Origin of the sequence: Acinetobacter sp. YH12112 (assembly GCF_013418945.1) — a bacterium.
Taxonomy (GTDB): Bacteria; Pseudomonadota; Gammaproteobacteria; order Pseudomonadales; family Moraxellaceae; genus Acinetobacter; species Acinetobacter indicus.
In genome coordinates this window covers 47248-71104 of the sequence record NZ_VPBA01000003.1, presented here as the reverse complement: position 1 = coordinate 71104, position 23857 = coordinate 47248, and the positions used below count along the sequence as shown (strand labels likewise).

At 45.1% G+C, this 23857-nt stretch carries 24 protein-coding genes; 18 read left to right on the top strand and 6 right to left on the bottom strand.

Going from position 1 to position 23857, the window contains the following annotated elements:
* The first annotated feature begins 186 nt into the window (after positions 1-186).
* The 7 genes from FTU50_RS01745 to ahpF all read left to right on the top strand — a co-directional run bounded on the left by FTU50_RS01745 (position 187) and on the right by ahpF (position 8343).
* Positions 187-1446 (top strand): alpha/beta fold hydrolase, encoded by a 1260-nt coding sequence (locus FTU50_RS01745; protein WP_127801408.1) that lies wholly within the window; start codon positions 187-189, stop codon positions 1444-1446.
* Between the two features lie 175 nt (positions 1447-1621).
* Complete coding sequence (gene glyA, locus FTU50_RS01740; RefSeq protein ID WP_005179092.1) at positions 1622-2875, top strand: serine hydroxymethyltransferase; 1254 nt, start codon at positions 1622-1624, stop codon at positions 2873-2875.
* A 165-nt stretch (positions 2876-3040) separates the two neighbouring features.
* Entirely contained in the window at positions 3041-3445 is a 405-nt protein-coding gene (gene rnk / locus FTU50_RS01735) for a nucleoside diphosphate kinase regulator (RefSeq protein WP_005179090.1), read from the top strand.
* 231 nt (positions 3446-3676) lie between these two features.
* Complete coding sequence (locus FTU50_RS01730; RefSeq protein WP_104470294.1) at positions 3677-4465, top strand: tellurium resistance protein; 789 nt, start codon at positions 3677-3679, stop codon at positions 4463-4465.
* A gap of 20 nt (positions 4466-4485) precedes the next feature.
* A complete protein-coding gene (locus FTU50_RS01725; RefSeq protein WP_045794839.1) occupies positions 4486-5619 on the top strand; it encodes a toxic anion resistance protein in 1134 nt (377 codons plus the stop codon).
* 43 nt (positions 5620-5662) lie between these two features.
* Positions 5663-6577, top strand: coding sequence for a hypothetical protein (locus FTU50_RS01720; RefSeq protein ID WP_180046607.1), 915 nt, complete (start codon positions 5663-5665; stop codon positions 6575-6577).
* Between the two features lie 200 nt (positions 6578-6777).
* Positions 6778-8343 carry an alkyl hydroperoxide reductase subunit F gene (gene ahpF, locus FTU50_RS01715; protein WP_171431727.1) on the top strand — a complete coding sequence of 522 codons (1566 nt, stop codon included), beginning with the start codon at positions 6778-6780 and terminating at the stop codon, positions 8341-8343.
* Positions 8344-8479: 136 nt separating this feature from the next.
* On the opposite strand, the gene FTU50_RS01710 is transcribed toward ahpF, so the two are convergent.
* The 3 genes from FTU50_RS01710 to arsC form a co-directional block, all read right to left on the bottom strand.
* Positions 8480-8734 (bottom strand): YfhL family 4Fe-4S dicluster ferredoxin, encoded by a 255-nt coding sequence (locus tag FTU50_RS01710; protein WP_127799989.1) that lies wholly within the window; start codon positions 8732-8734, stop codon positions 8480-8482.
* A gap of 3 nt (positions 8735-8737) precedes the next feature.
* Positions 8738-10129 (bottom strand): tRNA 5-hydroxyuridine modification protein YegQ, encoded by a 1392-nt coding sequence (gene yegQ, locus FTU50_RS01705; protein ID WP_180046609.1) that lies wholly within the window; start codon positions 10127-10129, stop codon positions 8738-8740.
* Between the two features lie 144 nt (positions 10130-10273).
* Positions 10274-10702: an arsenate reductase (glutaredoxin) gene (gene arsC, locus FTU50_RS01700; protein ID WP_180046611.1), complete on the bottom strand. Its 429-nt coding sequence runs from the start codon at positions 10700-10702 to the stop codon at positions 10274-10276.
* An 84-nt stretch (positions 10703-10786) separates the two neighbouring features.
* Here arsC and FTU50_RS01695 point away from each other — a divergent pair, with 84 nt between their 5' ends.
* The 4 genes from FTU50_RS01695 to arsH are packed head-to-tail and all read left to right on the top strand — an operon-like array spanning position 10787 to position 13339.
* Positions 10787-11104, top strand: a complete 318-nt coding sequence (locus tag FTU50_RS01695) for a metalloregulator ArsR/SmtB family transcription factor (protein ID WP_005179068.1) — start codon at positions 10787-10789, stop codon at positions 11102-11104.
* A gap of 4 nt (positions 11105-11108) precedes the next feature.
* The gene (locus tag FTU50_RS01690; RefSeq protein WP_016659186.1) at positions 11109-11582 is read left to right on the top strand and encodes an arsenate reductase ArsC; all 474 of its coding nucleotides are present in this window, start codon (positions 11109-11111) and stop codon (positions 11580-11582) included.
* A 3-nt stretch (positions 11583-11585) separates the two neighbouring features.
* Positions 11586-12635 (top strand): ACR3 family arsenite efflux transporter, encoded by a 1050-nt coding sequence (arsB, locus tag FTU50_RS01685; RefSeq protein WP_160241168.1) that lies wholly within the window; start codon positions 11586-11588, stop codon positions 12633-12635.
* Positions 12635-13339, top strand: a complete 705-nt coding sequence (gene arsH, locus FTU50_RS01680; RefSeq protein WP_180054628.1) for an arsenical resistance protein ArsH — start codon at positions 12635-12637, stop codon at positions 13337-13339. Before arsB ends, arsH begins: the two co-directional genes overlap by 1 nt.
* Here arsH and FTU50_RS01675 read toward each other — a convergent pair.
* Complete coding sequence (locus tag FTU50_RS01675) at positions 13320-13745, bottom strand: MerR family DNA-binding protein (protein WP_005179057.1); 426 nt, start codon at positions 13743-13745, stop codon at positions 13320-13322. The two genes, arsH and FTU50_RS01675, sit on opposite strands and share 20 nt — an antisense overlap.
* A 74-nt stretch (positions 13746-13819) precedes the next feature.
* Between FTU50_RS01675 and FTU50_RS01670 the strand changes: the two genes are divergently transcribed.
* A complete protein-coding gene (locus tag FTU50_RS01670) occupies positions 13820-14437 on the top strand; it encodes a cation transporter (RefSeq protein WP_127799997.1) in 618 nt (205 codons plus the stop codon).
* Between the two features lie 709 nt (positions 14438-15146).
* Complete coding sequence (locus FTU50_RS01665; RefSeq protein ID WP_180069298.1) at positions 15147-16382, top strand: reverse transcriptase domain-containing protein; 1236 nt, start codon at positions 15147-15149, stop codon at positions 16380-16382.
* 42 nt (positions 16383-16424) lie between these two features.
* Here FTU50_RS01665 and FTU50_RS01660 read toward each other — a convergent pair whose 3' ends face one another.
* Positions 16425-17204 carry a ferredoxin--NADP reductase gene (locus FTU50_RS01660; RefSeq protein ID WP_005179053.1) on the bottom strand — a complete coding sequence of 260 codons (780 nt, stop codon included), beginning with the start codon at positions 17202-17204 and terminating at the stop codon, positions 16425-16427.
* 105 nt (positions 17205-17309) lie between these two features.
* Between FTU50_RS01660 and tsaA the strand changes: the two genes are divergently transcribed.
* On the top strand, positions 17310-18029 hold the full coding sequence (gene tsaA, locus FTU50_RS01655; RefSeq protein WP_171431731.1) for a tRNA (N6-threonylcarbamoyladenosine(37)-N6)-methyltransferase TrmO: 720 nt from the start codon (positions 17310-17312) through the stop codon (positions 18027-18029).
* On the opposite strand, the gene FTU50_RS01650 is transcribed toward tsaA, so the two are convergent.
* Positions 18016-19281 (bottom strand): MgtC/SapB family protein, encoded by a 1266-nt coding sequence (locus FTU50_RS01650; protein WP_180046615.1) that lies wholly within the window; start codon positions 19279-19281, stop codon positions 18016-18018. The genes tsaA and FTU50_RS01650 overlap by 14 nt on opposite strands.
* Positions 19282-19472: 191 nt before the next feature.
* On the opposite strand from FTU50_RS01650, the gene FTU50_RS01645 reads away from it, so the two are divergent.
* The 4 genes from FTU50_RS01645 to FTU50_RS01630 all read left to right on the top strand — a co-directional run bounded on the left by FTU50_RS01645 (position 19473) and on the right by FTU50_RS01630 (position 23823).
* Entirely contained in the window at positions 19473-21230 is a 1758-nt protein-coding gene (locus FTU50_RS01645) for a GspE/PulE family protein (RefSeq protein ID WP_005179045.1), read from the top strand.
* A 111-nt stretch (positions 21231-21341) separates the two neighbouring features.
* On the top strand, positions 21342-21698 hold the full coding sequence (locus tag FTU50_RS01640) for a NirD/YgiW/YdeI family stress tolerance protein (protein WP_005179042.1): 357 nt from the start codon (positions 21342-21344) through the stop codon (positions 21696-21698).
* A 118-nt stretch (positions 21699-21816) separates the two neighbouring features.
* Entirely contained in the window at positions 21817-22482 is a 666-nt protein-coding gene (locus tag FTU50_RS01635; protein WP_016659177.1) for a response regulator transcription factor, read from the top strand.
* Positions 22483-23823 (top strand): HAMP domain-containing sensor histidine kinase, encoded by a 1341-nt coding sequence (locus tag FTU50_RS01630; protein WP_180046617.1) that lies wholly within the window; start codon positions 22483-22485, stop codon positions 23821-23823. It begins immediately after the preceding gene.
* The last annotated feature ends 34 nt before the right edge of the window (positions 23824-23857 follow it).

The window sequence follows — 23857 nt, the reverse complement described above, 5'->3', positions numbered from 1 at the left end:
CTGTCGGGCGAATAATCGGCATTTGTGGGCCGTTCAGCTTATCTATTTTAAAGATAAGTGACTCTATTTTAATACAATACACTTATATATTAATTGCACTGATATTGCCTGAGCGCAGCAAACAGCGTAAAAGTGAAAATTGCGAAGGACGCAACTTTAGAATAATACCTGTATAAGGATAATCAGATGAGAAAAATATGGCTTAGCGTGGCGTTGGCCAGCAGCAGTTTATTTTTAACGGCATGTAATGATGACAATGACAACAGCGCAGTCATCATTGATGATGGTATTCCGAAACATAATATTAGCCAGCCGGTAGTAAAAGCTGAACTTTATTTAGACCAGGATTCAAATGCAAATATGGTCTTACAGTCGGTTAGTGCTTCACAAACCTTGATGACGTATAAAATGCTAGGAGTGAATGGGCAGGAAACACAAGCTACGGCCTTGCTGTTTGAACCCAATCAGCCTAAACCGGCTGGTGGATGGCCCATTGTGGTCTGGGCACATGGCACCACGGGCGTCGCCGATATTTGTGCACCAAGCCGTCAGGGCCTGAAAGGCAATGAATATTTTATTGCGCGCCTGCTGGCTGAAGGTTATGCCGTGGTCGCTCCAGATTATGAAGGGCTGGGCGAACCGAGTGGACAAGAGCTGCATCCGTTCTTGAATTTAAAAAGTCAGGCTTACTCCATTACCGATGCGGTTGTGGCGGCACATCAACATTTTAACAATAGCGCTGAAACACGCTGGACCGTGGTCGGTCATTCCCAAGGTGGACAGGCGGCTTTAGGTGCAGCGCAATATGCATCCCGGGCGCAATTAAATTATAAAGGTGCGGTGGCCATAGCGCCGGCATCTTCCCTGAGCATGATTCTTAGCGGTGGAGAACAGCAGGCAGCAGCAGAACCGGATCTGAGCAAAAAAATACAGATTCTGGCTCCATTAGATACTTTCACTGCATTAATTACGGCAGGTCTCAGAAATAGCCATCCAACCCTGCAATACTCTGAAGTGTTCAAGAACCCGACAGACCTGCTCGCGGCAGAAGCCGAGTCGCTGTGTAATGCTGATCTTGGCGCAGCATTTGGTGGAGAAATGGTGAAGTATGCACAAACCTATGGCAACTTGGCCGCTTATCCACGTACCCAGACCGACTTTATGACTACGGTTCCTGAAATTAAAGATTTCCTGACTCAGGAATCACAGCCATTAACCGTTAAGATTTCAACGCCTGTGTTTATTTATCAAGGCTCTGCCGACCCGACCATTCCAAAACAGGTCACTGATTTTCTGGTGCAGTCTGCACGCCAGCAGGGAACCAGAATTCATTATGTCACCGATCAGGATTTACCTATAGATCAGAAATGGGATCATGGCTCTGTATATGTCGATAATTGGGATGAGATTGTGGCGGATGTGAAATCGATCATGCCTACCCAATAATTTTTTCAATTCCGGTAAAGATAGAATTAATGATATAGCTCATGTTTTTATAAAAACATGGGCTATTTTTATGCAAAACTGATTAAAGTTGATGGGTAAAAAATATAAAGTTCATGTTACAATATGCGCCAATCTTAGCACGGCTTAAAAGCCCTACATGAATAGGACCTCGCTAATGTTTGCCAATATCTCTATTGCTGACTTTGATCCAGATTTAGCTCAAGCAATCTCTAATGAAGATGCGCGTCAAGAAGCACATATTGAGCTAATCGCTTCAGAAAACTATTGCTCACCTGCAGTAATGGAAGCTCAAGGTTCAAAACTGACCAATAAATATGCAGAAGGCTACCCAGGCAAACGCTATTACGGCGGTTGTGAATATGTAGACGTTATTGAACAATTGGCTATTGACCGTGCTAAAGAACTCTTTGGTGCTGACTATGCTAACGTTCAGCCACACGCAGGTTCTCAAGCAAACTCTGCAGTTTACTTAGCATTACTGAACCCGGGCGACACGGTTTTGGGTATGAGCCTGGCTCACGGTGGTCACTTGACTCACGGTGCAAAAGTTAGCTTCTCTGGTAAAACATATAACGCGGTTCAGTACGGTTTAAACCCTGAAACTGGCGAAATCGACTATGAAGAAGTTGAACGTCTGGCTTTAGAACATAAACCACGCATGATCGTTGCTGGTTTCTCTGCATACAGCCAAATCGTAGATTGGCAGCGTTTCCGTGACATCGCGGACAAAGTAGGCGCTTACCTGTTTGTGGATATGGCACACGTGGCTGGTCTGGTTGCTGCAGGCGTTTACCCGAACCCGGTACAAATTGCTGACGTTACTACAACCACTACCCACAAAACACTACGTGGTCCACGTTCTGGTTTAATCCTGGCTAAAGCCAACGAAGAAATCGAGAAGAAATTACAATCTGCTGTGTTCCCAGGCAACCAGGGTGGTCCACTGGTTCACGCGATTGCTGCAAAAGCAATTTGCTTTAAAGAAGCAATGGCGCCTGAATACAAAGCCTATCAACAACAAGTGGTGAAAAACGCACAAGCGATGGCTGAAGTGTTAATCGAACGCGGTTACGATGTGGTATCTGGCGGTACGAAAAACCACTTGTTCCTGTTATCTTTAATTAAACAGGACATCACCGGTAAAGATGCGGATGCTTGGTTAGGTGCTGCTCACATTACTGTGAACAAAAACTCTGTACCAAACGATCCACGTTCTCCATTCGTCACTTCTGGTATCCGTATTGGTACACCAGCAGTAACCACACGTGGTTTCGGCGAAGCTGAAGTACGTGAACTGGCTGGCTGGATTGCTGACATCCTGGACAGCAAAGGGGATGAAGCTGTAATTGCTGATGTCAAAGCAAAAGTTGAAGCTGTTTGCGCGAAATTCCCGGTTTACGCGAAATAAGCCCGCACTTGAGAAAAAGCTCCCTCAAGGGAGCTTTTTTTATAGGTGCTAAAAAACAAATTGCAATTATTCAGCCGGATTAAATTCTGCTATAACAGTTGCATAGCACTTGTGAAATAGATCAATTATTTTTATTTTTGGCTGATAATGATAAAGGAACAAAGAATGGATAAACCGACAATTATTTTGTCTGAACAAGACTTGCACCGTTTAGAAACCATGCTTGAACATCAGTCTAAACTTACCCCGACCATGGAACATCTGGAAGATGAGCTGGCGCGTGCCGAAGTGGTTGCACCGCAAGATGTGCCAAGCAATGTGGTGACCATGAATGCCCGCGTGCTGGTGACCATCGCACCTTTCCCGGAACCCACCGAAATTACTTTGGTGTATCCGCATGACTTCCGTGGCGATAAAGGCCAGGTCAATGTACTGGCACCTGTCGGGGCGGCTATTTTAGGGCTGGCTGAAGGGCAGGAAATTGAATGGCCACAACCGGATGGTCATATTATGAAAGTCCGTATTGATAAAGTGTTGTATCAGCCGGAACGTGAAGGTGATTATTTATAATCTCCGCTGCGTGAAAAATTAAAGCCCTCAGTTGAGGGCTTTTGTGTCTTTGCAGTTTGGCTTAAAAATTTGATAAGTATGCGCAAAAAGGAGAGGATTCACTCTCTGTCATTGATCAGTAAAATATTGTTAATTTTAAATATTCCGCTTTTACTGCATTTGCAAAAAGCTACAGCTTGCTTTATATAAAAGTCTTAGTATAAAAAATGATTTGATCAAGCTGATGATGTTATGCCGCAAATAGATGTGTTAGAACCATTAACAGAGCTGGAGCTGAACCGGGATACCATTCTCTCGATCAAGCGTCATGAGCTGGTGCCGGTATTAAATGACCAGTACAAATTAAATCATTATGCCGATGCCCTCATTCAGTCGCAGGCAGTGCTGTTAAACGGGATTGATCCGCACATGACCCAGCAGCTCAGTCAAACCATTGAAGAATTGATCCGCATGCTGGCGGATTCCAAAAAATATCTGAAAAAACGCAAATTTAATGCACTGCAAAAATGGCTGGGGATTGATCTGGAATATGGTTCCAGCCAGGTGGAATATTATAAAAAGCTGGACCGCTTGCTGGATCAGGCCAATCATTTAAGCCAGAAATTACAGATTGAAATTCAGAAATCCCAGGCGCGTTTTCAGCAGTTACGTGGCTTAAGAGAGCAGATGGCGCAGCATATAGTGGCCGCTGAGGAGTTTTTGACTGAATATCCAAGTTTTGTGAAACATCAACATCCTTTAGATAACTTCTCGGAACGATTATCTAAAAAAATAAATACACTGCGCACACTGCAGGCGAGTAATGATATTGCCATTACCCAGATGCAGCTGAGCCAGCAGCTGTCATTTACCTTGTTGGACCGGTTTAAGGAAGCGCAGCAGGTGTTGATTCCGGCCTGGCAATATCATGTCAAACAAAGTCAGCAAAGCAGCTCGACAAGTGAGCTGGAAAAGCTTGATAATAGTCGGGAAAATCTGATTAAAACGCTAAAAAAATCACTCGAAAACAGCTCTAAATAGAATCAAATATAAGGTGACGTATGACCCATCCTGAACAGGTAAATGCCGTGGTGGAAGCCACAACCGAAGAAAATCAGCAGAAATTCCAGGCGCTCAATTTACAGGAAATTGGCTTGCAGCCATCCGATTTCAATGAGGTCATGGCCGCGCGTAAAGAACTGGCCGACTTAAGCCATAATTCGGTGGCGGAATATGGGAAAAATATTGCCACCAAAACTTCGACTTATACTGATGAACTGCTTCATCTGGTGCAGAATAAAGATCTGGATGCGACCGGGCAAAAGCTGAATCAGGTGGTACAGGTGGCGCAGCAGTTAAATACCAGCAGTATTCTCAACAAATCGAAAAGCTCCGGTTTTTTTGGTAGCCTGATCAGCAAGTTTAAAGGTGCCAAGCAGAATTTTGACCAGCACTTTAACAGCACCAAAGAACAGATTGATGTACTGGTCAAGGAAATTGAAACCTCGCAAAACGGCTTAAAAACCCGTGTCGATACCCTGGATAAAATGTTTGAAGGCGTGCAGGAAGAATATAAACAGCTAGGGATTTATATTGCCGCTGGCCAGCTCAAACAGCAGGAAATCCAACAGCAGATTGGCCAGTTAACCACGCAGGAGCAGGACCAGAGTACCACCCAGAAAGTTTATGATTTAAATCATCTGGCCAATAATCTGGAAAAACGCGTCAGTGATTTACAGGTGTTGCAGCAATCGGCCATGCAGACCCTGCCAATGATCCGGATTATCCAGTCCAATAACCTGATGCTGGTCGACAAGTTTTATGCAATTAAAAACATTACCTTACCGGCCTGGAAAAACCAGATTAGTCTGGCAATTTCCTTAAATGAGCAAAAGAACAGTGTGCAGCTGGCCAACAGTATTGATGATGCCACCAATGAGCTGCTACGCCGTAATGCCGACCTGCTGCATCAGAACTCGGTCGATACCGCCAAGGCCAACCAGCGTTCAGTGATTGATATTGAAACGCTTGAACATGTGCAAAACACCCTCATTAAAACAGTCAATGATGTGATTCAGGTGCAAAAAGAGGGAATGCAAAAGCGTGCCGAAGCAACCACGCGTTTACGTGTGCTGCAAGATAACCTGAATCATCTGGTGCTTGAATCAAGTTCGAGCGGTTCCAATCCTTCCTGAGTAAACGCTGGCTCGGGAGTATTGCAAACGTAAGGAGAATACATTGCCCTTAGATGATTATGCGGTACCGACCGAGCACATCAATAGCGGTGTGCTGGCGCTGAAAAAGCGCCAGCGCAATCTGATGTTGCTGGGTATAACCTCCAGCACGGTGTTCATTGCCTCCATTATTGCTTTTTTTGTACAGCAAGATTTTGTCTATGGCTTTTTTGGCCTGACCACGCAGGTCGAACAGCTGCACATTCCTTTAACTGTTGATGCAAACCTGGCGATTTTAGAACAGCAACCGGATTATTTTCTGGGGCTGTTGTCCTGGTTTGGCTGGCTGTTTCTGAAATTATTGCTGTCGTTTATTGGCGCCTTTTTTGTGGTGCATTTTCTCAAGAAAATCCGCTTTTTCTATGTGCGCTTTCAGTCCTTTATCCTGAAGTTTGTCGGCTGGTTAATTGCCTTTATCATGCTGTGGTCAGGTCTGACCTATCTGCAATATGACCTGAAAAATGATGACTATGATGCGCAGCAAAAAATTGTCTATTACGACAAGCAGCTGGCAGAAAGTGAGCTGGCGCGTTATCTGGCAGATGCACCGCTGGATACACCAGTCAAATCCTATTTACTGGCGCAAACCGCTTTGTTGCATCAGCCACCGGATAAAGCCGCAGCCATTCCGCATGTGTTGAATCTGGTGAAGGCCGAGCAGCAGAATCCGGATTTTATTCAGTATGGCTTTAAACCGGAACAGCTCTGGTCAATGCAGCAACAGGTTTATGGCAAAACCCTGACCCCAATGGCAGAAAGCGTGAATAAACAGGTGGTTCAAGCCGAGCGTTTAAGTCAGTTTGTACAGATTCTGGTGATTGCAGTGGCGATTGTGTCAGCCATTTTCAGCCTGATTTTCTTTGTGTTGGCACAAAGTTTTAAAAAGCGGGCATTAAGAATTGAGCAGCGGATTTTTTAATGCTGATGATGAGGCTTCTGTGGGAGCCTTTTTCTGGTAGATGATTTCTATCGCGTTGTTACAATTTAGATTAATCTATCCATAAAAGATAATAATTTATAAAAACGATCATTAATATAAAAACAAACTGTTTTATCTATTTTTAAATTTGGCCTATGATAGCGGTATTGAAAAATTTGACTCCTTAGGAGACGTTAGCAATGTTAGATCAAAATACTACAGCCCAATTAAAAGCCTTGTTAGAACGCCTTGAAGGTCCAATCGAATTAGTGGCCACTTTAGATGCTTCTGACAAATCAGACAAAATCAAAGAACTGGTAACTGAAATTGCCGCCCTGTCTGATCAGGTGACTGCACGCTTCGATGGTAACAACAAACGTGCACCAAGCTTTGGTGTCGCCAAAGCCGGTGAGCAACCGCGTGTATTCTTCGCAGGTTTGCCAATGGGCCATGAGTTCACCTCTTTGATTCTGGCATTGTTACAAACTTCGGGCTATGCACCAAAAGTGTCTGATGAAGTATTAGCTTCTATTAAAGACTTGGGTATCCAATCGGACTTTGATGTATTCGTATCGTTAAGCTGCCATAACTGTCCAGACGTGGTGCAAGCATTGAACCTTATTGCGATTTACAACCCGGGTACTACTGCCACCATGATTGATGGTGCATTCTTCCAGGATGAAGTGGAAGAACGTAAGATCATGGCAGTACCGATGGTATTCCAGGACGGTAACCACATCGGTCAGGGTCGTATGACACTGGAAGAAATCATTGCCAAATTAGACACCAACTCTGCAGCCAAAGAAGCTGAAAAGTTAAATGCCAAAGCGGCCTTTGATGTACTGGTGATTGGTGGTGGACCTGCTGGAAACACTGCAGCGATTTATGCAGCACGTAAAGGCATTAACACCGGTATCGTGGCGGAACGTTTTGGTGGTCAGGTGATGGACACCATGGACATTGAAAACTTCACTTCAATCAAGAAAACCCAAGGTCCAAAATTTGCCGCTGAAATGGAAGCACACGTACGTGAATACGGTGTCGACATCATGAACCTACAACGTGTATCTGACATTAAAGGTGCAGATGAAACAGCCAACGGTTTAGTTGAAGTGACCTTGGAAAACGGTGCCAAGCTGGAATCGAAAACTGTGGTGCTTTCAACCGGTGCACGCTGGAGAGAGATGAATGTCCCAGGTGAAGCAGAATACCGTACCCGTGGTGTGGCGTATTGCCCGCACTGTGATGGTCCTTTATTCAAAGGCAAACGTGTTGCAGTCATTGGTGGGGGTAACTCGGGTGTAGAGGCCGCAATTGACTTGGCCGGTATTGTTGAGCATGTAACCTTAGTAGAATTTGATACCAAATTACGTGCGGACCAGGTATTGCAAGACAAACTGAACAGCTTGCCCAACACCACTGTCATCAAAAATGCACTTTCAACAGAAGTCGTGGGTGATGGTTCACAAGTGACAGCGCTGAAATATAAAGACCGTGCAACAGATGAAGAGCACACGGTTGAACTGGCGGGGATCTTTGTACAGATCGGTTTGTTACCAAATACCGATTTCTTGAAAGAAACAGCAGTTGAGCTGAGCAATCGTGGTGAGATTGTGATTAACGACCGCAACGAAACCAACGTCAAAGGTGTATTTGCTGCCGGTGACTGTACTACAGTCCCATATAAGCAGATTATTATTGCCACAGGTGAAGGCGCGAAAGCATCGTTGTCTGCCTTTGATTACATCATCCGTTCTGGACAGTAAGTAAAATTAGAATAGGGCCTGAGTTCCCCAATACCCAGGCCCTATATGCGGTAAAATATCAAAAAATAGTTATTGTTTTTTTTACAGGAACTGAGATCGCTAACAGCTCAGTTCCTTTTTTTGTTGTACCCCAGTTTTAGGGATGAAGCAAGTTTAAGCGCTTGAACTTCTCAGTCAGTTCTTCCTGACTTTCCCGATGCTCAGGATGCGGCACAATACATTCAATCGGGCATACCGCAACACAGGTTTGATGATCATAAAAACCAACGCACTCGGTGCAGCGGCTGACATCAATCTCGTAGATTTTGTCGCCTTCATAAATGGCATCATTCGGACATTCCGGCAGGCACATATCACAATTGATGCATTTATCGGTAATCAGCAGCGCCATGAGTTAACCTGCCTGATAGGCCAAGGATGATGCTGAAATATCAGCAGTGGAGTTCGGTAAATTACGGATCAGCAGGGCATAGCGCATATCGACATCAGCCGGGACCGGAATTTCCACAATATGACCAGAGCCTTTGGCTTCCTCAATTGAATTGCCTTTTTTGTCTTTGATTTCGGTGAGGATAAAGCTGATATTGCCTTTGGTGGTCATCAGTTCTAAAGAATCACCCACGACAAAACGGTTTTTGACATCAATTTTAATGTAGTCGCCATTGCGCTCCAGCACTTCGCCGCAGAATTGCTGATGATCAAAACTGGATGAGCCATTTTCATAATTTTGATATTCGCTATGCACATGGCGGCGCAGGAAACCTTCGGTATAACCGCGATTGGCCAGACCTTCGAGCTGGGTCATCAAGGATGGATCGAACGGTTTGCCGGCTAAAGCATCATCAATCGCTTTACGGTAAATTTGCGCGGTACGGGCGCAGTAAAAATAGGATTTGGTGCGGCCTTCAATTTTCAGTGAATGTACGCCAATTTTGGTCAGACGTTCTACGTGTTGGACCGCACGTAAATCTTTGGAGTTCATGAAGTAGGTGCCGTGCTCATCTTCTTCGGCGGCAAACATATCTTCTTCATTGCGTTGTAACAGCACCGGTTCATTAAACTGGTGCTGGGCTTGCATGTGGAGCGCATCAGCATCTTGCGAGCAACCGCCTGCATCCAGATTTTTTACCGGAATTACATCACCGGTTTCATCCTCGGCGGCATCCAGCACTTTGTATTCCCAGCGGCAGGCATTGGTGCAGGCGCCCTGGTTGGCATCGCGTTTGTTCATATAGCCTGATAGCATGCAGCGGCCGGAATAGGCCATGCACAGGGCACCATGTACAAAGACCTCAATTTCCATATCGGGAACTTGGGTTTTGATTTCTTCAATTTCCTCAATGGACAGTTCGCGCGACAGAATCACCCGGGTCAGGCCCATATTTTTCCAGAACTTGACCGTAGCCCAGTTGACCGCATTGGCCTGTACCGACAGGTGGATGTCCATGTGCGGGAAGTGTTCACGCACCATCATGATCAGGCCCGGATCAGACATGATTAGTGCATCAGGCTGCATGGCCACGACTGGCTCAAGATCACGGATAAAGTTTTTCAGTTTGGAGTTATGCGGCTGGATGTTGACCACCACATAGAATTTTTTGCCTAATTCATGTGCTTCTTTAATGCCAATAGCCAGATTGTCATGATCAAACTCGTTATTCCGGACACGCAAACTATAACGCGGCTGCCCGGCATACACGGCATCTGCTCCATAGGCAAAGGCATAGCGCATATTTTTTAAAGAACCGGCAGGAGAGAGAAGTTCGGTAACGGGATGAAGATGCATGATCAATCAAAAAGGCATAAAAAAATTGTGGCTTTATTGTAGGGATAAAATTTTTCGATTCAACCTAGTAAAAAACTCGGGATTATCAGGCACTCAGCCTGCTAGCGCTGAGAGATGAGCGGCAGCAGGCGAGAGGAAAAACGGTTAATTGACACGCTGACCGTGCTCATCAATCACCAGTTCACCATCTTCTTTACGAAAGGCCTTGAGCTGCGGCTGGGTCAGTAAATCCAGTACCAGTTCAGAAGGTCGGCACAGTTTAACGCCGCGTTCAGTCACCACAAAAGGACGGTTAATCAGCAGTGGATGTTGTACCATCAGGGCAATCAGTTCTGCATCGCTCAGATCACGCTCAGCCAGTTGCAGGGTTTCATACGGCGTTACATTTTGACGGATCGCCTCGTGTACACTTAAACCGGCCTGCTGAATCATGTCAGCCAGCACTTCGGCTGTTGGTGGATTTTTTAAATATTCAATAATTTCAGGTTCTTGTCCGGTATTACGGATTAAGGCCAAAGTGTTGCGCGAAGTGCCGCAGTCAGGATTGTGAAAGATTTTAATTGGAGCTGCCATGATGCTAAAACTCAGGTAAAAGAGGAATATTGCTTTTATATATGGATATGCGTATATTCGCAAGTATAAATATGGGGAAGCTGTATGAATCAAACTGATTTTTTTAAATGCCTGTCCGATCCGACCCGTCTGGATATTTTGAAACTGGTGCTGGCCAAACAGAATATTTGTGTCTGCGAGCTGACCGAGGCATTAAATTTAAGCCAACCTAAAATTTCCCGTCATTTGGCTTTGCTGAGAAATTTATCGGTTTTACTGGACCAGCGTCAGGGGCAGTGGGTGTATTACCGCCTGAATCCAGATTTACCCGAGTGGGCAGTGAGTGTGCTGAATATTATCGCGGAGCAAGATGTCAGTCCGATGAATTCGCTGACAGCAACGCTTTCAAGTTATTGTGAGTAAAACCATGAAATTCCTCTTTTTATGTACCGGAAATAGCTGCCGCAGCATTTTATCTGAAGTGTTATTTAACAGTCGTGCTCCAGAAGGCTGGACAGCCTATAGCGCCGGCAGCAAACCGACCGGTCGTGTCCATCCACTGACGTTAAAGACGCTGGAAAATCTGGGCCTGTCGACTGAAGGGCTCTCCAGTAAAAGTATTGATGACTGTGAGCAGTATCAGCCCGATGTGGTGATTACCGTATGTGATGCGGCTGCCCAAGAAGCCTGTCCTTTGTATTTGGGCGGCGCGATTAAAGCGCATTGGGGACTTGCCGATCCATCGCATCTGGATTTGCCGGAAGCGGCCAAGTTGCAGGCCTTTTTAGAAACAGTCGCGCATATCAACAAGCGTCTGGATGCACTGTTTGCGTTACAGCCTGAGCAGATGACCCGTCCCGAACTGATTGCAGCCATCAACAATATTTCCCATATCGAGTAAGTCATGGCCAGCACCCGCAAACTTTCCTTTTTAGACCGCAACCTGACGCTGTGGATTTTTATTGCCATGGCACTCGGAATTGGCATTGGGGTGTATTTCCCGCAGGTGTCGAGCAGTCTGGACCAGATGAGTATGGGCAATGTCAATTTACCAATTGCCATTGGCCTGATTCTGATGATGTATCCACCGCTGGCCAAAGTGGACTATGCCGCTTTACCGCAGATTTTTCAGGATAAACGCACGCTGCTGTTGTCGCTGGTACAAAACTGGCTGATTGCACCGTGTTTGATGTTCGCACTGGCACTGATTTTCCTGCAGCATTATCCGGAATATATGACTGGCCTGATTCTGATTGGACTGGCGCGCTGTATTGCCATGGTACTGGTCTGGAATGATCTGGCCTGTGGCGATAACCAGTATGTCGCTGCCTTGGTGGCCTTTAACAGTATTTTCCAGATTCTGTTTTTCAGTACCTATGCCTGGTTGTTCTTAAGTGTGTTACCGCCTTATTTTGGTGTGGCCGGTCAGGTGATTGATGTCAGTTTCTGGACCATTACCCATGCGGTGCTGGTCTATCTGGGCATTCCGTTTTTGCTGGGCTTTCTGACCCGGCTGATTCTGGTGAAAAACAAAGGACTGGACTGGTATCAGCAGCGTTTTATTCCCAAAATCAGTCCACTTAGCCTGCTGGCGCTGCTGTTTACCATTGTCGCCATGTTTAGCCTGAAAGGGGCCGATGTGGTTGGGTTACCTATGGATGTACTGCGCATTGCCATTCCATTGACCATCTATTTTGTATTGATGTTCTTTGTCAGCTTCTTGATGAGCAAGTGGATGGGCAATGACTATCCACGTACCACGGCCATTTCCTTTACCGCGGCCGGCAACAATTTTGAACTGGCTTTGGCGGTAGCGATTGCAACCTTTGGTCTGGCCTCACCGGTGGCATTTACCACCATTATTGGCCCGCTGGTGGAAGTGCCTGTGTTAATTGCCCTGGTGAGTGTCTCGCTGTGGCTGAAACGTAAATTTTATGATGGAACAGGTGGATGATGTCACTTTCCAATCTTGATGTAGACTTAATTGAACAGCCGAGTTTTGAGCAGGTTCAGGCCAGAGCATTGCCGCATCCGCCGCGAATTTTATTGCTGTATGGTTCAAACCGCGAACGTTCCTATAGCCGTTTGGCGGTGATGGAAGCCGGCCGGATTCTGGAGCACTTCGGTGCCGAAGTTAAAATTTTCCATCCCAAAGGTTTACCATTGCCGGAAGATGGTGATGCTTCACATCCTAAAGTTCAGGAATTGCATGAATTGCTGGCCTGGGCAGAAGGTATGGTCTGGTGCAGCCCGGAACGTCATGGTGCCATGAGTTCTATTTTGAAAGCACAGATTGACTGGATTCCTTTAGCTGCCGGTGCCATTCGTGCGACCCAAGGTAAAACTCTGGCACTGATGCAGGTTAGTGGTGGTTCGCAGTCCTTTAATGCGGTGAATCAGATGCGTATTTTAGGGCGCTGGATGCGGATGATCACCATCCCGAACCAGTCCTCGATTCCGAAAGCCTTTTTGGAGTTTGATGAAGCTGGACGTATGCAAGCCTCTTCCTTATATGACCGGATTGTCGATGTCATGGAAGAGCTGTACAAGTTCACTTTATTGACCCGCGGGCAGGCCAGCTATCTGACCAACCGTTATTCCGAGCGCAAGGAATCGGCTGCGGAACTGTCGAAACGGGTTAATCAGAAGTCGATTTAGGCGTTTCATCGGCCTCTAGCTGTTTTAAAATCTGGCAATGGTCGATAGTGGTTCGGGCATTGCAAGACTGCCGTAATTGCTGCAGTTGCAGCTGAAAATGCTGTAACTCGGCAATTTTGCTTTCGATCTGTACTAAATGATGATCGAGCAGTTCATTTACCGCCTGACAGTCCTGATCGGGCTGCTGTTCCAGCGCAATCAGGGTTTCAATTTCCTTTAAGGATAAATCCAGTGCGCGGCAACGTTTAATAAAAATTAGCCGTTTTAAGGTGTCATCATCATAATAACGATAATTATTTTCGGCCCTTAAGGTGGGTTGGATGAGCGCTTTCTTTTCATAAAAACGCACCGTGTCTGCACTCAGACCGGTTTTTTTGACCAAATCCCGAATCAGATAATGTGCCATGACTTGACCTTGGAGTTAGACCATAGTTTCTAATGAGCATAATACAGTCATAGAAAAATGCAACAGGAGGCTTTATGGCCTGTCAATGTCAGCCTGCACCGGTCAAACCTGATGGCCGTTTTCGTACCGCACTCTGGATTGCCCTGATTATTAATTTGCTGATGTTTGTGGTGGAACTGTTTGGCGGGATGTATGCCCATTCGGCAGCACTCTGGGCCGATGCGCTGGATTTCTTTGGCGATGCCGCCAACTATGCCATTTCACTGGCTGTGCTGGGGATGAGTCTGTACTGGCGTGCTACCGTGGCTTTATTAAAAGGCATTACCATGGCTACGTTTGGCTGTCTGGTGTTGGCCAAAACGGTCTATAACTATATGCAGGGTATTCCCCCGGAAGCGATTACCATGGGGGTAATTGGTGGATTGGCCTTGGTGGCCAACGTGGTGGCAGCCGTGATTCTGTATCGCTTTCGTGATGGCGATTCCAACATGAAATCGGTCTGGTTGTGTAGCCGCAATGACGCGATTGGCAATGTCGCAGTCATTCTGGCAGCAGTTGGCGTCTTTGGCACTGGCAGTCTATGGCCAGATATGATTGTGGCGGTGATTATGGCAGGTCTTGGATTAACTGCAGGTTATCAGATAGTGAAGCAAGCTTTGACAGAACGAGCATTAGGGCATGAGACTACTTAATTCTCGTATTCGTTATAAAGCAAAGCTGCCGAAAGGCGGCTTTATAACTGGGGGAGAAATTATTAGGATAAAAAGTTGCATAAGGCAAAATTATTTTTTCAAAATATACTTGAAATTTAAGAATATAACCCCTAAATATAATCTAGATATTTTTATGCTCTTTCGAGCACCCAATCGCACCTAGAGTCACAGGACGCATCATTGTGTTCCGAGTACTTGGCAATGGCGACCGACAAGGTTTCATCGTTGAGTAAGACGAATAGGAAGCGATATGCTGCTTCTGTCATGGCGAAAACTTGGAAGCATGTAGGCTGTTTGAAAATTTGGAGCGTAAATATGATCGATAAAGTCACAATCTATTTGGCTGATATCTGTTTGTCAGTTTATTTGGGGTTGACCGTGTTCATTGGTTGGGATGTTGGAAATATTTTAATACAAATATTGTTAATTTCCACGTGCTTATACACAATAACACAACACAAGGGACAGTTATTTTCTGATATAATAATATGGGGAATGTGTCTAAAAATGGGCTCGATTTTGAAATTTGAAAATATAAATCAGAATGATATTTCGAGCACCCAATCGCACCTAGAGTCACAGGACGCATCATTGTGTTCCGAGTACTTGGCAATGGCGACCGACAAGGTACAATCGTTGAGTAAGACGAATAGGAAGCGATATGCTGCAACTCTGAAACTATGTGACCATGACCTTGCAAGAGCATAGTGAAACGGGAATGGAATTTTATCAATATTGTCAGCAAGAGTTTGATGCTGAGCTAAGTAAATTCAAAACAAAATTAGGTAAGAAAAAATCAGCTTTAAAATATCATTCAAAATATATAACAGTAGATGAATTTTTTGAAGATAGAGAAAAATATAAAGTAGAAATAATAAATTCTATTCAATTAAACAAATTTAAATTTGATCCTCTCACTCCAATTTTTCTTCCAAAAGATAAAGATAGTTACCGTATGGTATGTGTGCCTTCAGTAAAGGATAGATTGATTCAGAATTTATTTATGTCTTATTTAAAAGAGGTTCATTCAAATCAATATAAGAGATTTGCTACCAATGATTTTTCTTTAAAAGGTAATGGTGGTGTAAAGGCTGCACATGACAAATTAATAAATTTAAGAAAGAAATATAAATACGCATTAAAAACAGATATTTCCTCATTCTTTGATGAGTTAAATAGGCAAACTATTTTACATTTATTTAAAACAAAAATAGCAATTCCAAATCTCGATAATTTTTTCAAAGAGATGATCAATGCTGATCCAAATTATAAATTTCTTCAAGCAACATCAGAAGATCAATTCAAAAAATTTTCTGAAATTTTAAAAGTTAAAAAAGGTAAAGGAATTAGACAGGGCATGCCAATAGCTTCTTTGCTGGCTTCATTTTATTTACAAGATTTTGAAGCAATATTAGCAAAAGAAAATATAAATTATATTCGATATGCAGATGATCTTGTGGTATTTGCTAATAAAAGAGAGGAAATTAAAAAATACTTTGATCTTATAAGGGCCGAATTATTAAAAATACAATTACATATACCTGATATTGGAGTAGGCAAATCAGAAATTTATACTCAATCTCAAACTTTGATATTCTTAGGACTTGAGCTTAAGAAAATTAATAATGAAAATAGATTATTTATTCCTCATAAAGCATTTACTGAGTTAAATAAAAAAGTTATAGAACTACAAGGCTATAAAAAGAATATAAAAGCTAATTTAAACTTTTATAAGACCTGCCAAAAAATGGATCAGATTTGTAATGGTTATCTAGTTTGTTATGAGTTTACTGCTAATTTAGATGACTTTAAAAAATTTGTAGAAGAAAGAAAAACATTTGTTTATAAGAGATTACTTGCTCCTTTAGGAATTGATTACACTAAACTTTCCTCTGAAAAGAAAAAATATTTTTTTAATGAATAAAAAACCAGGCAATTTTGCCCGGTTTTTTAGATTCAAGGAATCTTATTTTTCAACGAATGCACGTTCAATTACATAATCGCCTAGAACACCCATACGTGGAGATTCTTTCAGACCATGTTGGTCAAGCAGCGCAGCAACGTCATCCAGGAAGGCTGGGCTACCGCATAGCATCGCGCGGTCAGTTTCCGGGTTAAAACGTGGTAAACCGATTTTCTCGAACAATTGACCAGATTCAATTGCAGTGGTGACACGACCTTGAGTATGGAAATCTTCACGTGTTACCGTTGGATAATAAACCAGTTTTTCTTTCGCGCCCAGTTCCGAGAAGAATTCGTGGTTTGGAATTTCGTTCAGAATCAGGTCCTGATACGCCAGTTCAGAAATATAACGTGTACCATGAACAACAATGATTTTTTCAAAACGTTCATAGGTTTCCGGATCACGAATCACCGACAGGAACGGTGCAAGACCGGTACCTGAAGACAGCAGGTATAAGTTTTTACCCGGATTTAAGTCATCGAGTACCAGAGTTCCGGTTGGTTTGCGAGAAACCAGCAGTTCATCGCCCACTTTAACTTTTTGCAAAATCGAGGTTAATGGACCATCTGGCACTTTAATCGAGAAGAATTCCAGCTCTTCTTCATAGTTGGCACTTGCAATCGAATATGCACGCATCAAAGGCTTACCATTCACTTCAAGACCGATCATTACAAATTGACCGTTTTTAAAACGCAGTGCAGTGTCACGAGTCGTTTTAAAAGAGAATAAAGTGTCATTCCAGTGGTGGACGTGAGTAATCTTTTCGACGTTAAAAGCAGCCATTAAAGGTCTCAATAAATTATCAAATTAGAACAGGTTGCTATTCTAATCTAAATTCATACTCGATAAACTGAATATATTTAATTGAGCTTATCAAAAAAAGTGATTATGACTGATCTGACCTTGCCCATTATCGGGATTATGAAATCTCCTTATAAAGAAAAGTTTGGCATCCCACGGCAGCCGAATCTGGTTCAGGTCGAATCCTATATTGACATGCTAGAACCTTATAACGATTTGCTGGCCTTTGAGGGCATTGAAGCATTTAGTCATTTGTGGTTGCTGTGGCAATTTCATGACAATAAAAACCAGCAGCAGACAAAATTCCGTGCTCAGGTGCGGCCGCCGCGTTTGGGTGGTAACCAGAAAATTGGAGTATTTGCGACACGCAGTATGTACCGGCCGTCACCGGTGGGCTTGTCAGTGGTGCAATTAAAACAGGTGAAAAAAGTCGGCAAGGCAGTACGGGTTTATGTGACCGGGAGTGATTTACTCGATGGTACACCGATTTTAGATATCAAGCCTTATATCCAGTATTCTGATGCGGTCATGGAGGCGCAAAGTGGCTATGCGCAGGATGAGCCTGAACGTAAACAGGTGGTGTGGACAGAGCAGGCCGCTGTACAAAAACAGCAATTGTTGCAGCAGCATAAAATTAGCGCGCAGATGCTGGGTGAGCTGGAACAGGTGTTGTCTTTAGACCCGCGTCCGGCTTATCAGGAGGATGAAACCCGGCTCTATAAAATGCACTTTGCCAATATTGATGTCGGATTTATGGTACAGCCAGATCAGGTGCTGATTCAGATGTTAGCGCTTAAGCCGGCTTAAACATAAAATAAGCCATCGCAATCAGCACCGCCATATGCAGAATTTGGGCCGGTGCAAAATACAAGGCAAAGCGTGGTCCGCCAATTAAAAAGGCATTCACGCATTTGGCCAGTGCATGTGCACCCAGACCCAAAATCAGCGCATAAAACAGGGTTAAATTGCTGGGCGAGCCTTGGGTAATTACCGCGGCAGCGGCAGCGTGAATTTCAAATAAGGATGCCAGGAAGGTTCCGGCAATTAAACCGGTGCTGCCCAGTGCCTGATCCAGTCCGTAGACCATGGCTTGAATCAGGGTGAGCGTGACCACAATAATCGCGGCCTCTTTGAGGCTAAACATGCGGCTATCGGCTTCTTTGGCTTTTTGCTGTGAGCCGGTATTTTTTCTGAGCAGCCAGTAACCCACCGCCACCAGAATCATAATCGCCACTGCACTCGGTACCACAAATACCTTAAACCAGGACAGATTAATCCCCACAATAATAATCAGAATCTGCAACAGTGTCGCCACGCAGGACATGAGCGCCGCGCCCGCATTAATCTGGGCATCGCCGCGGCCGGAACGCACTTCCATGCCTAAACTGGCAATGGTGGCGGTACTGGACACAAAGCCGGACGCAATTGAGGATAGCATCAGTGCATTATTGGTGGACAGCAGGCGCTTGGCGATATGCGCCAAAGCCTGTACCGATAAAATCAGAATCAGCAGTTTTAAAATCACATAAGGATTGAGCACATTGCCCCATAAGGGGGTATCTGGCGTCAAAGGCAGGGCAATCAGAACCAGTGCCAGCAGGAACAGACCATCACGCAGCTCTGCTTCGGTAATCCATTTGCTGACAATGCCGTGCATCAGGTGTTTGGTCATGAGCAGACCGGTTAAAATAACCGCTAGACCAGTCGCCAACGGAATATTCCACAAACAGAGCGCGCCAATAAAATAGGTCATAATAAAGGCCAGTTCGGTGGTCGCACCCGGGTCTTCAACCTGATTTTTAAGCGAAAACAGCCCAACTCCGCCAATAATCACGGCCCCGACAATACCAAAAACTGGCCCTAGCAAAAAGCAGATCGCACCGAGCAAGGCACACACGGCAAAGGTGCGCACCCCGGCAAAATGATGGTTGGCTTCATTGTGCTTGCTGCGTTCACGTTCCAGACCAATTAACAGGCCACAGCCAAGTGCGGCTGCAAGCATGGTCATCAGCTCCTGAAAAGAGGTACTCAAGATTGAAGGGGTAGTTAAAAATTCCATCTTTATATCCCGCGGCAGTGGGGCGACGTCTCCATCATATAATTGATTCTGTGAAGATTGCTATGCGGAACTGTATGTTTAATTTGCAGGAGCTGCGCTTGATGCGTATCTGCATCAGATTTTCCAGTGGCAAAGGCAGGCGGGAAAAATAAACTCTGCTATAGTGTGCTGATGTTGGGGGAACAAAAACAATGAATTTTAATTTTGAAATTGATACCACCTGGTGTTTAGAGCAATTATTAAAAGATGGCCGGATCAGCGAACGCGATAAAATGCTGGTACAGACCACGCATCGCCAGCGTGAGCAGCTGAAATGGCATCCGTTGCAATGGATTGCGCATTTTAACCTGACCGATCAGCAACATCCCCAAACCACATTGACACTGAACCGTTTATGTCAGTGGCTGGCAGAAAAGACCGAGCTGCCTTTTTATGTGATTGATCCGTTAAAGGCCGATGTGGCCGCTTTAACCGCAGTGATGTCCCAGGAATTTGCCCTGCGCAATAAAATTCTGGCGGTAGAGATTCAGCCCGATGCGGTGTTCATTGCCACCGATCAGCCGTTTATGACCGATTGGGTCGCCAATTTAGAACACAGTTTATTGCCGCGTAAAATCCAGCGCGTGCTGCTGAGTCCAGAGCAGTTACAGCGTTATCTGGTAGAATATTATCAGGTCAGTCGTGCGGTCAGTGGTTCACAAAAAGCCGCAGCACATGACCGTGAAAATAAAGGTGTCGAAGCCTTATTACAGCTGGGCGATACCCAAAACCCCGATGCCAATGACCAGCATATTGTTAAACTGGTGGACTGGGTGCTGCAGTTTGCTTTTGAACAGGGCGCCAGTGATATTCATTTGGAGCCACGTAAAGACAAGGGTAAAATCCGTTTCCGGATTGATGGCGTACTACATACCATTTATAACATGCCGGCCAATACCTTAACTGCGGTCATTTCACGGATTAAAATTCTCGGCCGCATGAATGTGGCAGAAAAACGCAAACCCCAAGATGGCCGTTTAAAAACCCGTACTCCCAAAGGTCAGGAAACCGAATTGCGTCTTTCGACTTTACCGACGGCTTTTGGTGAAAAACTGGTGATGCGTATTTTTGACCCGGAAGTGCTGGTACGCAGCTTCCAGCAGCTCGGTTTTGAAGAACGTCTGTTACAGGGCTGGCAAAGTCTGACCGGTCATAGTCATGGCATTATTCTGGTCACCGGGCCGACCGGTTCGGGTAAAACCACCACGCTGTATTCATCACTGAAACAGCTGGCCACCGATGAAGTCAATGTCTGTACCATTGAAGACCCGATTGAAATGATTGAACCGAGCTTTAACCAGATGCAGGTCAATCAGGGCATTGAGCTGGGCTTTGCCGATGGCGTGCGCGCGCTGATGCGTCAGGACCCGGATATTATTATGGTCGGGGAGATTCGTGATCAGGATACGGCCAATATGGCCATTCAAGCGGCATTAACCGGTCACCTGGTGTTATCGACCTTGCATACCAATGATGCGCCGTCCAGTCTGACCCGTTTGCATGATTTAGGTGTGCAGCCTTTTTTAACTGCAGCCACCATTCTGGGGGTATTGGCGCAGCGTCTGGTGCGCAAGCTGTGTCCGCATTGCAAACAGGAAGGCATGATTAATACCAATGAATGGGAACATCTGACGTTTGACTATGTCATGGAGATGCCGGAAAAAGTTTATAAGCCGGTGGGCTGTGAAGCCTGCCGTCAGACCGGTTATAAAGGCCGGATCGGGATTTATGAGTTTATGCCCCTGAGTCTGGACACCAAACAGCTGATAGGTGCCAATGCTGATCTGACTCAGTTACGCCAGCAGGCCAAAAAAGAAGGCATCGAGCCACTACGGATTGCCGGGGCGCGTAAAGTCATGGCCGGTATTACCACCTTGGAAGAAGTACTGCGGGTGGTACCGTTAAACTAAAACCCAAAAAAGTGAAAAATTTTTGAATATGAGGAAATCTTAAGATTCAGCTCATCTTGCTTTGTTTTAATGACTACATCGAAACGAACAACACTGAATGAGGAAAGACAGATGAACCTATTTTCAAAAGCACTTTTAACTGCAGGTCTAGTGGGCGCAACTACATTTGCTGTTGCAGATACCGCAGTGAACCAGTCTGCACTGGCGCAAGCAACCACGGTGAAACAGGCGTTAACCATGAAAGATGACAGCAATGTTCAGCTGAAAGGTTATATCGTAAAAGCCATTGGTGATGAAAAATACCAGTTCCGCGACAGCACTGGCACCATCACAGTAGATATTGATGATGACCTGTGGAATGGTAAAGCGATTTCTGCCAAAACTCCAGTGGTGATTACTGGCGAAGTGGACATTGATTATAAACCATCTAAACGTGTTGAAATTGATGTCGAGCAGGTTCGTTTCTAAGCCGACCTTTTAATCAGATTGATTGCAGCTCCACACAAAACCACATGCTCCATGCATGTGGTTTTTTTGAATCTTGTGAAAAATCAGGCATGATGTAAAAAAAGCTAGAGTAGAACCAATGCGTATTTTACTGGCAGAAGATGACGCCTCTCAGGCAGAAAGTATTAAAACCTGGCTGGAAATGGACGGTTATAACGTCGATTGGGTCGAGCGTGGCAATCATGCCATTTTGGCCATTGAGCAGCATCACTATGATTGTGTGCTGCTGGATCGTGGCCTGCCGGGCAATACCGGCGATGAAATTCTGACCGCTTTGCGCCGCAAACAGTTGGATACCCCGGTGATTTTTATTACCGCCAAAGACAGCATTCAGGACCGGGTCGATGGACTGGATTTAGGCGCCAATGACTATCTGGTCAAGCCTTTTAGTCTGGAAGAACTGTCAGCACGGGTGCGCAGCCAGTTACGTACCAGGCAGACCCAGCCCGATCATCAGATCCGTTTTGCCAATTTGCTGTTAGATACTCAAGCCAAAACCTTAACCCAAGATGGCCACGCGGTGAATTTAACCGCCAAGGAATTCCAGATTCTGTATAAATTAATGCAAAAGCCCGAGCATATCGTAACCCGGGAACAGCTGGAAGAATCGCTGTATGCCTGGGGTGATGAAATTGAAAGCAATGCCATTGAAGTGTTTATTTATCAGCTGCGTAAAAAAATTGGCAGCCATTTAATTAAAACCATTCGCGGTTTGGGCTATCGCATGCAGCAGGAACAGGCGTAAATGAAGCAAACGGGTGCGGTTTCTTTACAGAAAACCCTAGTTAAAACCTCGGTACTGAGTTCGATGATTGCCGGCCTGCTGGCACTGGTGCTGCTGTTTGCCGTGTCAATTTATCAGACCATGCAGCTGCAAGATGAAATCATGGATGAAGCGGCCGATATGCTGTTATTGCAGGATATTAGCAGTGGCGCCGGCGAGCAGGTCGATGAACTCACTGAACAGTTCAAGATGCATTATCAGCTGCGACTGGGCCAGCAGACCTTGACCGAAACAGAAGATTTTCCCTTAGCACCAGCTACGATCACACAGCAGGAAGAGGGATTTTCCTTTGTCTGGGCGAATCAGCGTTTATGGCGCGTTTATGTGGCCAGTGATGATGACTTAAGCGTACTGATGACCCAGAAAATGAATGTGCGTTTCCAGGAAATCTGGGCCACAGGTCTGGGCTATGCCGCGATTTTAATTTTATTGTGGCTGATTCAATGGGGCATTGTACATTTTGCTATTCGTAAACAGTTCCGCTCTTTACAGGCTTTGTCTGCGCAAATTGCGCAAAAGCATGTGCAGGACCTGAGTCCGGTACAAAGTACCCAGCCAGAATTACTGGAATTACAGCCGATGGTGCAGCAGTTAAACCGTTTGCTTAGCCGGCTGGAACATTCTTTAGAAGCCGAGCAGCGTTTTACTTCTGACGCCTCACATGAACTGCGTTCGCCGCTTTCTGCCATTCAAATGCGCTTGCAGGTGTTAAAACGCAAATATCAGGATCAACCGCAATTAGCGGAAGATCTGGCCCAGATTCAACGCGATGTCAACCGCGGCACTCAGGTACTGGAGAATCTGCTATTACTGGCGCGTTTAGACCCGGCACATCTACAAGACTTGCCTATAACCGAGGTTGATTTACAAAAGCTGGTGCTGGATGTGCTGGAGGCCTTGGCACCGTTTAGTCTGGAAAAACAGATTAAACCGCGCTTGCAGCTACAACCGGCGATCATTCAGGCCAATCCGGAATTGCTATATACCTGTATCCGTAACCTGATCGACAATGCCATCCGCTATGCCACGCAACAGGGTGAGGTGGTGGTCAGTATCAATGGTGATGCTGAACAGGTGCAGCTGTGTATTGAAAATAATGGTCAAGAGATCAGTGATGAGGTGTTACAACGTCTGGGTGAGCGTTTTTATCGGGCGCTGGGCACACAAACCCAAGGCAGTGGTCTTGGTATTTCGATCTGTAAAAAGATTATCAGCCTGCATCAGGGCCAATTGCAGTTTAGCCGTTCAGCTTTAGGCGGTTTACTGGTGGAACTGAGTTTGCCCGGTGTGAAGCAAAAATAACAAAATCGAAAATAACAACATTGAGTTCAATCTT